Annotated in this window: 10 protein-coding genes; 5 read left to right on the forward strand and 5 right to left on the reverse strand. The window is 54.5% G+C overall.

Annotated features, from left to right (window positions below):
• Window positions 1-313 precede the first annotated feature (313 nt).
• Complete coding sequence (locus tag ACEQU8_RS14115) at window positions 314-1,375, forward strand: flavin reductase family protein (protein ID WP_370264449.1); 1,062 nt, start codon at window positions 314-316, stop codon at window positions 1,373-1,375.
• Window positions 1,376-1,395: 20 nt separating this feature from the next.
• Window positions 1,396-2,535 carry a fatty acid desaturase gene (locus ACEQU8_RS14120; protein ID WP_370264450.1) on the forward strand — a complete coding sequence of 380 codons (1,140 nt, stop codon included), beginning with the start codon at window positions 1,396-1,398 and terminating at the stop codon, window positions 2,533-2,535.
• Window positions 2,536-2,581: 46 nt separating this feature from the next.
• Here ACEQU8_RS14120 and ACEQU8_RS14125 read toward each other — a convergent pair whose 3' ends face one another.
• Genes ACEQU8_RS14125 through fabR form a run of 3 tightly spaced genes read right to left on the reverse strand, consistent with a single transcriptional unit; the run spans window position 2,582 to window position 6,268 of the window.
• On the reverse strand, window positions 2,582-4,129 hold the full coding sequence (locus ACEQU8_RS14125) for an ArnT family glycosyltransferase (protein WP_370264452.1): 1,548 nt from the start codon (window positions 4,127-4,129) through the stop codon (window positions 2,582-2,584).
• 19 nt (window positions 4,130-4,148) lie between these two features.
• Window positions 4,149-5,567 (reverse strand): UbiA family prenyltransferase, encoded by a 1,419-nt coding sequence (locus tag ACEQU8_RS14130; protein ID WP_370264453.1) that lies wholly within the window; start codon window positions 5,565-5,567, stop codon window positions 4,149-4,151.
• A complete protein-coding gene (gene fabR, locus ACEQU8_RS14135) occupies window positions 5,564-6,268 on the reverse strand; it encodes an HTH-type transcriptional repressor FabR (protein ID WP_370264454.1) in 705 nt (234 codons plus the stop codon). Before fabR ends, ACEQU8_RS14130 begins: the two co-directional genes overlap by 4 nt.
• Before the next feature lie 199 nt (window positions 6,269-6,467).
• Here fabR and ACEQU8_RS14140 point away from each other — a divergent pair, with 199 nt between their 5' ends.
• Window positions 6,468-7,139 (forward strand): LuxR C-terminal-related transcriptional regulator, encoded by a 672-nt coding sequence (locus ACEQU8_RS14140; protein WP_370264456.1) that lies wholly within the window; start codon window positions 6,468-6,470, stop codon window positions 7,137-7,139.
• Window positions 7,140-7,214: 75 nt separating this feature from the next.
• Entirely contained in the window at window positions 7,215-9,023 is a 1,809-nt protein-coding gene (locus ACEQU8_RS14145) for a sensor histidine kinase (RefSeq protein ID WP_370264457.1), read from the forward strand.
• A 17-nt stretch (window positions 9,024-9,040) separates the two neighbouring features.
• On the opposite strand, the gene ACEQU8_RS14150 is transcribed toward ACEQU8_RS14145, so the two are convergent.
• Window positions 9,041-10,156: an anhydro-N-acetylmuramic acid kinase gene (locus tag ACEQU8_RS14150; protein ID WP_370264458.1), complete on the reverse strand. Its 1,116-nt coding sequence runs from the start codon at window positions 10,154-10,156 to the stop codon at window positions 9,041-9,043.
• Entirely contained in the window at window positions 10,157-11,389 is a 1,233-nt protein-coding gene (locus ACEQU8_RS14155) for a peptidoglycan DD-metalloendopeptidase family protein (RefSeq protein WP_370264459.1), read from the reverse strand. It abuts the gene before it with no gap.
• A 280-nt stretch (window positions 11,390-11,669) separates the two neighbouring features.
• Here ACEQU8_RS14155 and tyrS point away from each other — a divergent pair, with 280 nt between their 5' ends.
• Window positions 11,670-12,941, forward strand: coding sequence for a tyrosine--tRNA ligase (gene tyrS, locus ACEQU8_RS14160; RefSeq protein ID WP_370264461.1), 1,272 nt, complete (start codon window positions 11,670-11,672; stop codon window positions 12,939-12,941).
• Window positions 12,942-12,991: the final 50 nt, after the last annotated feature.

Consider the following 12,991-nt stretch of genomic DNA (forward strand, 5'->3'; position numbering starts at 1 on the left):
ACCAGGATCCTCGACTAAAAGTCGCCCCGAAGAACCGTAAACAAGTGTCCACTTGGGAGATTCCACTGCAAATTGAACCCTCGGAAGAGCCCGTAATGATCAAGGGGCAAGTGCGCTGGCAACCCTTGAATTCGCCATAAAAAAACAGTTTTAGAAAATTCGTACACTTAAAAATCAATCAGATTAAAATATTTTTACCATTTAATTTCAAAGACATATAGATTTACTAGAACCGTCCATCTAAACCTCTGCGTTGCATCTTCAGATTTTTTGTGTACAGTTGTGCACATACAAACAAATCGGGAGATCCAACGTGATCAATTCCTCACTTAAGCGCCTCACACCCTATTTCATCAATCCAGCGTTGCTGGAGACCACCATTCAGTGGTTTCGCCCCACCGCCTCCTTGCTTGAAGTGCGAGCCGAGGTGGTGAGAACAAAACGCGAAACTCCAGACACCTTGAGCATCTGGCTCAAGCCCAACAGCCAATTCAAGGGCATGCGAGCCGGGCAATATGCGCGCGTTAGCGTGGATGTGAACGGCAGGCGTGTGGGCCGAACCTACAGCCTGAGCACGGTTGAAGGCAGTTCGCTGCTTCGATTCACCGTGAAGGCCATTCCTGATGGGCTGGTGTCCAACACGATCAACACGCAGCTGCAGGCTGGCGATGTGGTCACCTTGGACCAATTTGGCGGCGAATTTACCCTGGCGCAAGCCCAAACACCCAAGCTTCAATTTGTGGCGGCTGGTAGCGGCGTGACCCCAGTAATGAGCATGCTCTACACCCTGGAAAAAACCCAAGCCAACACGCCGGTGCAATTTTTCTACATCAGCCGCAATCGAGAGAATCGGATTTTTGCCGATGAACTGGATGCGCTGGCAGCCCGCTGGCCCTCGCTCACCTTGATCAACCACGACAGCGACACAGCCGGGGTGCCCACTGCAGACGACATTGCAAAAGCGTTGCCCGGCTTCGGTCAACACAGCACTTGGGTGTGCGGTCCACGCGCGCTTATTTCTGACCTGCAGGCTCGGTTTGCCCACTCCCCCAATCTGCTGGTAACCGAGACCTTCATGCCCCCGGTGTTTGTACAAAACACCGAAAGCATGGGGCCAGTGCAAGTCACCCTTGAGGCGCAGGGAAAAACATTCACCACCGAAGGCGACACCCCACTGCTACAGCAAATTGAGGCCACTGGCCTGCAACCCAAAAACGGTTGCCGCATGGGCATTTGTGCAAGCTGCACCTGCGTCAAGGTGCACGGCGCGCATCAAAACCTGCTCACTGGCGAAATTTCGAATGCACCCAATGAAGTGATCAAACTCTGCACCAGCCGCGCGCTAAGCGACATCACCCTGAATATTGCCTTGTAAAACAAGAAGGAGAAAACACCATGCAAAGTCAAATTCAATCTGACATTCAAACCCAAGTTCGTCAAAGCACCATGGGCCACCCGGCGCACATCACCCGCGCCGATGTGGACGCGATTGAACGCGAGTTAAACGCCATTCGCGACGACGTGATGAACAACCTGGGCGAAAAAGATGTGGCCCACATCCGGAAAATGATGCGTATCGCCACAGGCAGCGAAGTGGCCGGCCGCACCCTGCTGCATGTGGGCGTAGACCCCATCACCTTTGTGCTCGGCGTGCTTGCTCTGGCCAACGCAAAGATTCTTGAAAACATGGAAATTGGCCACAATGTGATGCACGGCCAATATGACTGGACTGGCGACCCCAAACTGAACGGTCAGCAATACGATTGGGACAATGTGTGCGACAGCGATCAATGGCGCCATAGCCACAACGTGATGCACCACACCTACACCAATATTGTGGGCAAAGACCGCGACGTGGGCTACGGCATCATGCGCATGAGTGAAGAACAACCTTGGCACCCCGCCTACCTGGGTCAACCCGTGTACAACGCCATGCTGGCAGCGGGTTTTGAATGGGGCGTGGGCATGCACGACCTGGAATTCGAGATCACCGGCGAGCGCAAAATTGACCGCAAAACCTTTTTCAAACGCTTAAAAGCCTTTTTGAAAAAATCGGGTCGGCAAGTGTTCAAAGACTATGTGTTTTTCCCGCTGATCGCGCTATGGAATGCACCCCGGGTTCTGCTGGGCAACGCCTTGGCCAACCTGATTCGCAACCTCTGGAGCTACACCGTGATTTTCTGCGGACACTTTCCGGAAGGCGTGGCCACCTACAATGAAAAAGACATGGGCCAGGAAACCCGCGGCGATTGGTACATCCGTCAAATCACGGGATCGGCCAACTTTGAAGGCAGCAAGCTGATGCACATCATGAGTGGGCACTTAAGCCATCAAATTGAACACCACCTGTTCCCCGACATGCCCGCCCATCGCTATGTGGAAGTGGCCCCCAAAGTGCGGGCCGTGTGCGAAAAATACGGTCTGCCCTACAACACCGGCAAACTGCACAAACAGTATTTTGGCGTGCTATTGAAAGTGTTTAAACTATCACTACCCAGCAAACGCAAGCTGCAAACCGCCAACGCTCAAACTTAAAGACGGCGCACCCCAAACCGCCCGGCATCACATGCTTGGGCGGTTTTTATTTCAAACCTTCAAAGAGGCCCCAGTGGCCAATTCGGCACTCGGCCTCAAAACCATACTTGCGACCAAACGGGCAATCCAGCACCGGCAATAATCTGGGAATCTGGTAGTACCGGCTCACCGCTTGGCGCAACACCTCATCGCGAAACCGCGAATAATCAAAGTGATCGCCATCCACAACGGTGAACGGGATGCCCTGCACGACCTGCTCACTCACCTTCACGTTGCTTAGATAATTGCGATACAACGCCGGGTCAATGGGCTTGGCTTTGGCCACGATTCGAATCGGCTTGCCTTGCATTTCCCGCCAGTCTACAAACACATCATCGTTGCGCGCGTGGTACTTGCCAGGGCCAAACACCGGCACCACTTGGCCATGGTGATAGCTCATGAGCGCGGCGGGCGAATAGGCCGTGGTCGTCAACACGGCATCTGCAGGCATGCCAGCGGTCAGTTGCTGCAAAATGGCTGGCATATCACGGTGAAACACCACATCTTGCTGGAAGCTCTGTTTTGGCCAAATGCCAGCCGGGGCGTGCATCAGCAAACCAAACAAGACCACATGCGGCACAGACAGCACCGCGTTGAACCACACATAACGCCGCATCCACACCGAATTGCCCGCCAAGGCCAGCAACACAAAAGCCACAGGCAAAAAGCCCAACACCCAATGCAGACCCACGGTTTTGTTCAATGAGATGAGCAAAAACAAGCCCAGTGGAACAAACAAGGCAAACACCAAGGCCTTGTGACCACGCCATGCCTTGACATGCTTGAACAGGGTCCACATCACCCAGGGAGTCATCAGGTAGACCATCATGCCCACATAGGTCAACACCGTTCCCCATCCAAGCTGGGCATCATCATGCCGGTTCACCAGGTTAAACATGATGTTGTTCCAGCAGTTGTAGGCGTTATAAGCAATGTTCTCTGCCGCAAAAGGCAACACGCCGAGCAAGAGCAGCGCTATTTTTTTAACACGATGGGGTTGGGTGAGCAGGTGCAGCCCAAATGCAAACCCCAGCAGCACCGCAAAATACTTGGACAAAAAAGCCAGACCCAAAAAGCATCCGGCAAGCCACAGACCCCAATAAGATCCTGACCGAATGGACTTGGTGTAGGTGTAAATGGCCAGGCCCATAAAAAATATCAACGGTGTGTCGGTGGTTACAAACACGGCAAACCACGACGCAGGCATAGACAAATACACCGCACCGGCCAGCCAGGCCTTGGCCTCTTGTCCTTGGGGCAGCAACTCACGCGCCAGAAGCACAATGCCAAACGCAATGCCTGTGGTCAGCAGCATGGTCAAGCTGCGAATCATCACGGGCGCATCGCTGATTTTAGACAAACCCCACAACCACCAACCAATCATGGGGGGATGGTCGTAATACCCCCAATTTGGAAACTTGGCCCACTGGTGGAAAAAAGCCTCGTCACCGGTCATCGGGAAAAACAAAGCGAGCCAGAATTTGATCACCGTGGTTGCGGCCACCGTGACCCAAAACACCCGCTTGGCTTGCGGCAAATTCACCATGGTCAACATGCAAGGTCCATTTTGTTAATCAAGCCCAACGGGCCAAGGCCACCAACACCGCCACCGCCAACAAAAACCCCCAGCTGATGCGGTCATGAATGGCAAAGTGCACCGGGTCGTCCATCATTTCCTTGCGCGAGGTCATGATCCAAATGCGCATCAACCAATACAGAAAAAGCGGGCAAATGCCCCAGAGGTATTCTGGCGTTTTATAAAGCATGGAGCCGTTTTGGCTGTCGACATACAAGGCCAACACCAACACCGCCACAAATCCGCTTGAAATGCCCATGGACACCAAATAACTCAGGTCACTCATGCGGTAGCCGCGCCCTTGCGGCTGAGCACCCTCCAGTTGCAAAAACTCCAGCTCTGCACAACGTTTGACCAAGGCCAAACTTAAAAACACAAACAGCGAAATAGCCAGTAACCAGCTCGACAAATCGATGCCAGTGGCCACGCCGCCAGCAATCACACGTACGGTGTACAACACCGCCAACAGCAAAACATCCACAAAGGCCGTGCGCTTAAACACGAAGGTGTACAACAAGGTCAGCACCGTGTAGATCAACAACACCGCCGTGAAGGCCACTCCCACCAACCAGGCAGACATCGCAAACCCGCCCAGGCCAAGCGCCATCATCAGGGGCAGAGCCTGCACAACCGGCAGTGCGCCGCTGGCCATGGGTCGGTGGCGCTTTCGGGGGTGTTGCCGGTCCGCGTTGAGGTCCATCAGGTCGTTCCAGATGTAGGTTGCACTGGCCACCAGGCCAAAGGCCACAAAGCCCCAAAACATGCTGACCCAAAGCTCCATGCTGCGGTTGTGGGCAGCAATCAGGGGCAAAAACAGCAGTGCATTTTTGGCCCACTGTTGCAAACGCATGGCCTTGGCTGCGGCCCGCAAACGGCTTGCACGGCTACGAATTTCATGCAACTCAATGCCACTGGCACGGGCTTTTAACACCACAGCGCGGGACGGGTTGACGGCAAATGCATGGGCGGACGCCTTCCATATGGGCAGATCCACTGCCGCATCACCAAAATAAAAGAACGGGCGCCCCGCCGCGTCTGCCTCAATGGCCTGCAACTTGGCCCGTCCCTTCAGGTTGTGAGTTTGGCTGGCCAACACGCGATCAAAGATCCCCAAGCGCGCCGCCACTTTTTGAACATCGCGCGCCACCGATGCACTGGCCAGCACCAAGGTGTGCCCAGCCGCTTTCAATTGGTTAAGACGATCCAGCACCTGCGCATCGATGGGTAAAAATTCAAGATTGGGGTTCACGCGGCTGGCCACCTGCTGCTTAAAATACCAACCACCGCGCAGCGCCCACCACAGCATGGGAAACACCATCCAGGCCTGCTGCTTGAGCAGCATCAGACAGCTTTCAATCAAGACATCTGACGGGCTTAAGGTGCCATCCAGGTCCACATACACCACAGGCTGGGTCATTTGCGGCCCGCCAACTCATCAGACAATGAATGTGTGGGTTCTTCTTGCCAATTGGCTGCACCCAGAAACACCATCACGATCTGCTTCACGAAGTTGTCGATCATTTCGCGCTCAAGCTGGGGCTGGTCAGGCTTCACATCCAAAAAGTCTGTGGCCGAGTTGACCATCATGGTGACCACCAAACTGCAAATCAATTGCAGCGTGTGGGTAGACAATGCAGGAAATATATTGAGCGCGCGCAAATCGCTGGCCATCTCGTTGGTGAAGTGGGTGATCTCGTTGCGAATGGCATTGCGCAACACAGGCGAACCCCCGGAACGTTCCGAACTCACAAAACGCCACTCCAGGTGGTGTTGCTTCAGGTAATTCACAAACACGCTCACCGAATGGCGAATCATGTCCTCACCGGGAAGACTGGCTTGCCTGGCCTCGCGCAAGAGGCGACGCAGGGTGATGCCCCCTTCTTCCACCAAGGCCAAACCCAATTCATCGGTGTTTTTAAAATGGCGATAAAACGCGGTGGGCACCACGCCAGCCTCGCGGGTAATTTCACGAATCCCCAAGGCCGTAAAGCTGCTGCCATGCCCCACCAAGGTGAGCGCCGCCTGCATCAAATTGTGACGCGTTTGTTCTTTGCGCCGCACGCGAGCCTGGGATTCATCCGCTGCAGGTTTGGGGGTGGCGCTTAATCGAGTTCTCATGCGTGTTTGGGGGAATGGGGTTCCATGGCAGCGGGGGCTTCTACCCCGTATTCTACGGCGATTACTTATTGACTGAACGGACTCAACCCGATTAACTCCCCCTAAAGAGGGTTGGAAAAAAGTGTTAATCCGTTAAACATCGAAGTTGATCACTTCGGGTGACACCTTTTGAACTAACTTCTCTCGGTAGGAGACACAGATGCCGTCCAATCAAATTTTGGTTATTGAAGATCACCCACTGTTTGCCACTGGCATCAAAGACCTGGTGGAGTTTGTGGCGACCAACGCCGACATTTTATGCGCATCCAGCGTGGGGCAGGCCAAAGAGTTGTGCGCAAGCAACAACCCCGCGCTCATCATCACCGACCTCCGTCTGCCCGATGCGGAGGGCCAACAGGTGATCGACACCCTGTGCGAGCTTCGGCCCGGGCTACCCATGTTGATCATGAGCGGGGACGACAACCTTCTGCGAAGCGTTCAGCCCAATCAGCACACCCCCTCCTGGGTGCTTTCAAAAGCAGAGGGGTTTGAACACACCTCTGCCACCCTGCTCGAGGCCCTAACCCGAGCCGGTGTGCAAGTGCAATGGCGCCCAAACGCTTTGAATAACCGTCAAACCAATGGCGAAAACTACACCGGCCGTTTGGGGCAAGCCACCGGCATTCAGCTCACCCACAAGCAACAGCAGGTGATGCATTACCTGGCCAGCGGCCTATCGAATAAAGAAATTGCACGCAAACTGGATCTTTCGCCAGAAACCATCAAAACCCACCTGCGCGAGATCTTCACCCGCATGAATGTGAAGAACAGAACTCAGGCGGTGAGCTTGTATCGAAAAATTCCGCGGCTGAACGCATCCGTTTCTGCGTGAGAACAAGTATCAATAACAAAAACAACAATTTAAAAAAACAGGCCATGCGATAACACAACCACACACCAGGCACTCATGTCGTATCAAATGATGTTGATTGCCGTGCTCTTGGGCACGGCGCTCTACCCGTTTTTTTCAAACCATTTGCCCAACCAACGGCAAAATGCATCCGCGGTCATTGGAGTGCTCTTTTTTGGGGTGTTTGTCTTGGGGGCGGGTGAATACGAAAGCCTCTTGCATGGGCAACCCCTTCACGCTGGCATTGAGGTGCTTTCCTTCCTGTTTTTCGGCGCCGCTTTTTTGCACAGAACCCGGGGAAAATTTCGGCTCCACACCATGTCGTATATCCCCTATTTTCTGGGCGTGGGAGCCGCTTGCGCAGACCCATTGGTGGCGGGCTTGGGCTTGCAGATCGGTGTGGTGGCTCTTCAAGGGGTCTGTTTGGTCGTCATGATCAAGGCCTATGGCAACCGCATCCAGACCGTGACCAAAGTAAAGGCCTACTATTTTGCAGTGCTTTATTGCGTCGTTGATCTGGCCATGCACGCAAGCTATGACGCGGCCAATAACACCACGACCGTCGCGCTTTCTTTTACCCAGGCTTTGTATTGGTTGTTGCTGGCATCGGCAGTCGCGCACATGTTTTTCCAGGACTTTTCACGGAGCACCCTGCGCAAGCAGTTGGAAGGCTTGACCAAAGTGGACAATCAAGTGATGCAACTGGCCTACCGTGGCAAACGGGTATTAAAAGACTTTCGTCACGACTTGCGGCAGCCTTTAAGCACCATGGGCATTTTGGCCAGCGTGGGCAAGGCCATCTCCAAAGATCCAGAGGTGACCGCTCGCTACCAGCACATTCAAACCGCCCAGCGGGCTTTAAAGTCCATGTTGGAGGATTTTTTTGAGCAGCTCACTCAGGCCATTCGTTACCCCAGCCAAAGCCAATTAACCCCCCTGAAGCCTACGCGGATTGACGATATTCTGTCTCCATTGGTGGAGGAATATCGCCTGTTGGCCGATGGAAAGGGGTTGCAGATTCGCTATGTGCCAAGCGACCTGATTGTGCAAACCCACCGCGAAACTTTAACCAAAATTTTGCGTAACGGGCTGGACAATGCCATCAAATACACCAAACAAGGCGGTGTGGTCGTGGGCTTGCGCCGCAAAGGCGGGCGGGTTTGTGTTCAAATCAGCGACACCGGCACTGGCGTGGACACCGACCAGGTGGCCAAACACCACAAGGGCTGGGGCCATGGTTCATCCATGGTGATGGAGCTGAGCGAAGACATTCTGGCAACCACACAATGCAAAAACCGCTACTACGGAGGCAAATTGGTTGGGTCTGTGTTTGAGGTGCTGCTGCCAGGCGATGCAGAGTTGCAGGCGTACGCAAAACAACGCGACCAAGAGCCCGTGACCACTTTAACAGTAAGGGTGTTGACGATCAGCGAAGAAAGCATGACTGAAGTCAAACGGATTTTGCCTTGCGCTGGGTTTGACAGTGTTGAATATTCCACCGCAGGCGCTTACCGTTCCTATTTGCAGGCCCTGCATCGCGGCATGCCCTCGGTGTACATCATGTACGCAGGAAATTGTGCAGAAGTAGAAAAGGCCCGTGAAGAAATCAAGTTGCTGTGCAGCCTTCTGGAATACCATCCATGTTGCATCTTGGTTGAAAACGCACCCGAAAAAGGCGGCCACGCGATCCGCTTTGACGATGGATTGATTCGGATCCCCTGTCACCCCAAGCGATCAGACAAAGGCCTTCACGTGCTGGAAGAACTGTTCCCGCCCAGGGATGCGGCCTCCCCCACTCCTGCGAAACCCAAGGGCACAGGCGCACCTCCTGCGCCAACCGCGCCAAAAACAGCCAGCTTGCTTTGATGACTCTGGATTGGGGGCTAAATATAAACAGCGCCCAAAATGGCTTTACGGCTCGCGCCAGTCACCGAAGGGCAGTTGCCGGGCAACGCGTTGATTCGGCGCATGGCCAGCCACGCAAAGGCCAAGGCCTCAACCGCCATGGCCGGCATGCCCAAATTTTCAATGGGCAACACCTCCACCGGTGCACAACGCAGGGCGAGTTCGGTTACAAAAACATCGTTTTTTGCACCGCCACCGCACACGTAGAGTTGATCAACTTGCTCGGGCAGGCAGTTTTTCACCAAATCCACCGCCATGGCCAACAAGGTGGACATCACGTCTTCGTTGCTCACCCGTTTGCCATGTTGATCCAACATGGACTCTAGCCAGCTCAAATTAAACTCGTCACGGCCCGTGCTTTTGGGCCAGGGCTTTTGCGCAAACGGATGGCCCAGCAGCAAGTTGAGCAAGTCTTCTTGAACCACGCCCGAGGCGGCAATTTTGCCCCCCTCATCGTAAGGCATGCCAAAGCGATGCTGAGCCCAGGCGTCCATTAAACAATTTGCGGGCCCGCAATCGCCGCCAATGACGGGATGGTCTGAAGCCGACATCACAGTGAGATTAGAAAACCCCCCCAGGTTTAATACTGCGCTGCGCGCATACACTCCACGGGAAGCCAACCAAGCCTGGTGAAAAGCTGGCACCAAGGGGGCACCCTGCCCACCCAGCGCCACATCGGGAGAGCGAAAATCGCAGACCACAGGCACCCCGGACTGGGCTGCCAACAAAGCCCCATCCAGCATTTGATAGGTGTAACCCATATCGGGGCGATGACGAAGGGTTTGACCGTGGGCCCCAATGGCATCCACGTCGCTGGTGGCCAAGCCCAGTTGCTCCATCAGCATGCGCACCGCAGATGCGTAACACAGGCTGAGTTCGCGGCGGCAGGCGAACATGAAACCAAGCGGGTCTTCGCCCGAGGCAACTCGTAGAGGGATTTCTTGAAGTTGCAGCAGTTTGCCTTGCAACTCAGCGTCAAACGCCTGGCCGTGATGGCCCAAAAAACGGAGATCTCCGCGCTGCAAATCAACCTGCAGCGCTGCCACATCGACGCCGTCGGTGCTGGTGCCCGACATTGCGCCAAGAACGATCACTTACTGCGCCCGCGCCAAGCGCTGTGCAGTGGCCAGTTCCATGCGACGATCCAGGGCCATTTGAACCCGCTTGAAGTCGTGAATGCTGTTGCGGTCCAGTGGCTCAGCACGCGCAACGTTCACAGTCAGTGGGTCTTTGGGCACACGGTTCACACGGAACTCATAATGTAAGTGCGGCCCAGTGGCCCAACCCGTTGCACCCACGTAACCAATGATGTCACCCTGCTCGACCTTTTGACCGCGCTTCAAGCCTTTTCCAAATCGGCTAAGGTGAGCGTACGCCGTGCTGTAGCCGCTGTGGTGTTGAATTTCTACAAAATTGCCATAGCCATTTTGCACGCCCACGAAGCTCACCGTACCGCTGGCCGTGGCCATGATGGGCGTTCCAGTGGGAGCCGCATAGTCCACGCCATGGTGAGCTTTCCAGCGCTGCTGAATGGGGTGGAATCGGCGAGAACTGAACCCTGACGAAATGCGAGAAAACTTCAAAGGTGAGCGCAAGAAAGACTTGCGCATACTGCGGCCTTCCTCGTTGTAGTAGCCGGGGGATTGGTTGGCGGGTGCAAACCAGTAGGCTTTGTGAGATTTGTTGTTGTTCACAAATTCCACGGCAAGCACACGTCCGGCACGGGCGGAACGCCCTTCCAGAGTGAGGTCTTCGTACACCACCCGGAACTCATCGCCTTTGCGCAATTCACGGTGGAAGTCGATGTCTGAGGAAAAAATTTCGGTGAGTTGAATGGCCACCGAATCGGGCAGCCCCGCCTTGTCAGCCGCTGCAAATAGTGACGATTCAATTTGACCAGAGCGGAAAACGATCTGCTTTTCAAATTCGACGGCTTCTAGCTTGGCTGTGAATACACCGTTTTGTTTTTGAACAAAAATGGACTCTTGACCATCTTCCTCAACGGCGCTTTTGTAGCGCAACCATTTCAAGTCGCCGTCAAGAGTTTGCTGCACTGTGAGCACACGCCCGGCGCGAAGGTTAACCAGTTGCTTGGCCACGGCATCTTTGCCCATAAAGGAAGCAAGGCCCTCGGTGTTCACGCCCATGCGCTCGAGCAAACCGATTAGAGTGTCGCCCCGGCGAATTCGCTCTTCAGCCACCAAGGGGTCCACGGTGTAAATACCCGCTTCGTCAAGGTTCAGCTCGATGGCTTCCACCACGGCTGCGGTGCTAATTTGCGACGAATCCAGACTGTTGTTTTGGACAGAGCCGGCAATTGCAACCACCGCACCCAAAACAGGAAGAGAAAAAAACCCTACAATGACCCACTGTCTGTGGTTGTGTGAAGCGGGAAGAATATCGTCTGCGTATTGAAGACCCTGCCTAACCCAGCCCTGTGCGTGGGAAGCAGCCAGCCTCCCTGCGGCGATTGCTCGCTCTAACAATGTTTGAAGCATCATTTTTAATTATTTGGTGTGTAGAAACTGCCAGCCAATCGCCCTCAATCGGCCCGGATTTTCAAAAATACAACACTGCGATTGCGAGAGTGTAACAAAGGATTGCCAAATGAAACAGTCACCTGATAGAAGGGACCAAAATAATTCAGACGGGTCACCCGTGATCTCCGAAACAGTGCGCCATGCACTAGAAGTGACCAAAAGAGGCTGTGAGGAACTCTTGATCGAATCCGAATGGGTACAAAAACTCATTCGCAGCGAAACCACATCCACGCCACTTCGAATCAAGCTGGGCTTGGACCCCACAGCCCCCGACATCCATTTGGGCCACACCGTTGTGCTCAACAAGCTTAGACAGCTGCAAGATTTGGGCCATCAGGTCATCTTCCTGATCGGCGACTTTACCTCGATGATTGGCGACCCTTCTGGCCGCAATAGCACGCGCCCGCCGTTGACCCGTGAGCAGGTGCAAGAAAACGCCAAAACCTATCATGAACAAGCGGTCAAGATTTTAGACCCCAACCGCACAGCCATCGAATTCAACAGTTCTTGGCTGAACCCTTTGGGGGCCGACGGTCTGATTCGCTTGGCCAGCAGCTACACGGTGGCCCGTATGCTGGAGCGCGACGACTTTACCAAACGCTACCAAGCCGGCACCCCGATCGCCGTACACGAGTTCCTGTACCCCCTGCTGCAAGGCTACGATTCTGTGGCCCTGAAGGCCGACCTTGAACTGGGCGGAACCGACCAAAAATTCAATTTGTTGATGGGGCGAGAACTTCAAAAACAAAATGAACAGCCGCCGCAGTGTATTTTGACCATGCCTCTGCTGGTGGGCACCGATGGCGTGGACAAAATGTCCAAATCCAAAAACAACTACATTGGCGTCACCGAAACCCCCACCAATATGTTCGGCAAGGTGATGTCCATCAGCGACACCCTGATGTGGAATTGGTACACGCTGCTAAGCTTCCGCCCCATGTCTGACATTGAAGCGCTGAAACAGGCTTGCGAGCAGGGCGAAAACCCGCGCAATGCCAAGGTGGCCTTGGCCCAAGAGATTGTCGCTCGCTTCCACAGTCCACAAGCCGCCGCCGACGCCCTGGCAGAATTTGAAGCGCGCTTCAAGCAAGGCGCACTACCCGAGGACCTGCCTGAATGTCATGTAACCCTGCCTGACGGGGAACAAGACGCCGCCCTGGCCTGGGTTTTGAAAGGCGCCGGCCTGTGCGAGTCCAGCAGCGACGCCAACCGCAATATTCAGCAAGGCGGGGTAAAAATTGATGGCGAAAAGGTGAACGACAAAGCCCTGCGCCTGAACAAAGGCACCTATGTGATTCAGGTGGGCAAGCGACGATTCGCCAAGGTAAACCTGGCGTGAATAACGCTGCATCACCCTGGCGGCCCCTCCAGCCCGACCACACACGCGTG

Source organism: Limnobacter sp., from assembly GCF_964228395.1.
Lineage (GTDB): Bacteria > Pseudomonadota > Gammaproteobacteria > Burkholderiales > Burkholderiaceae_B > Limnobacter.

What these genes read in the sequence shown, in the direction of transcription:
- ACEQU8_RS14140 (WP_370264456.1), top strand. Translation starts at nt 6,468, where the DNA reads ATGCCGTCCAATCAAATTTTGGTTATTGAAGATCACCCACTGTTTGCC.
- tyrS (WP_370264461.1), top strand. Translation starts at nt 11,670, where the DNA reads ATGAAACAGTCACCTGATAGAAGGGACCAAAATAATTCAGACGGGTCA.
- ACEQU8_RS14120 (WP_370264450.1), top strand. Translation starts at nt 1,396, where the DNA reads ATGCAAAGTCAAATTCAATCTGACATTCAAACCCAAGTTCGTCAAAGC.
- ACEQU8_RS14145 (WP_370264457.1), top strand. Translation starts at nt 7,215, where the DNA reads ATGTCGTATCAAATGATGTTGATTGCCGTGCTCTTGGGCACGGCGCTC.
- ACEQU8_RS14125 (WP_370264452.1), bottom strand. Translation starts at nt 4,129, where the DNA reads ATGTTGACCATGGTGAATTTGCCGCAAGCCAAGCGGGTGTTTTGGGTC.
- ACEQU8_RS14130 (WP_370264453.1), bottom strand. Translation starts at nt 5,567, where the DNA reads ATGACCCAGCCTGTGGTGTATGTGGACCTGGATGGCACCTTAAGCCCG.
- fabR (WP_370264454.1), bottom strand. Translation starts at nt 6,268, where the DNA reads ATGAGAACTCGATTAAGCGCCACCCCCAAACCTGCAGCGGATGAATCC.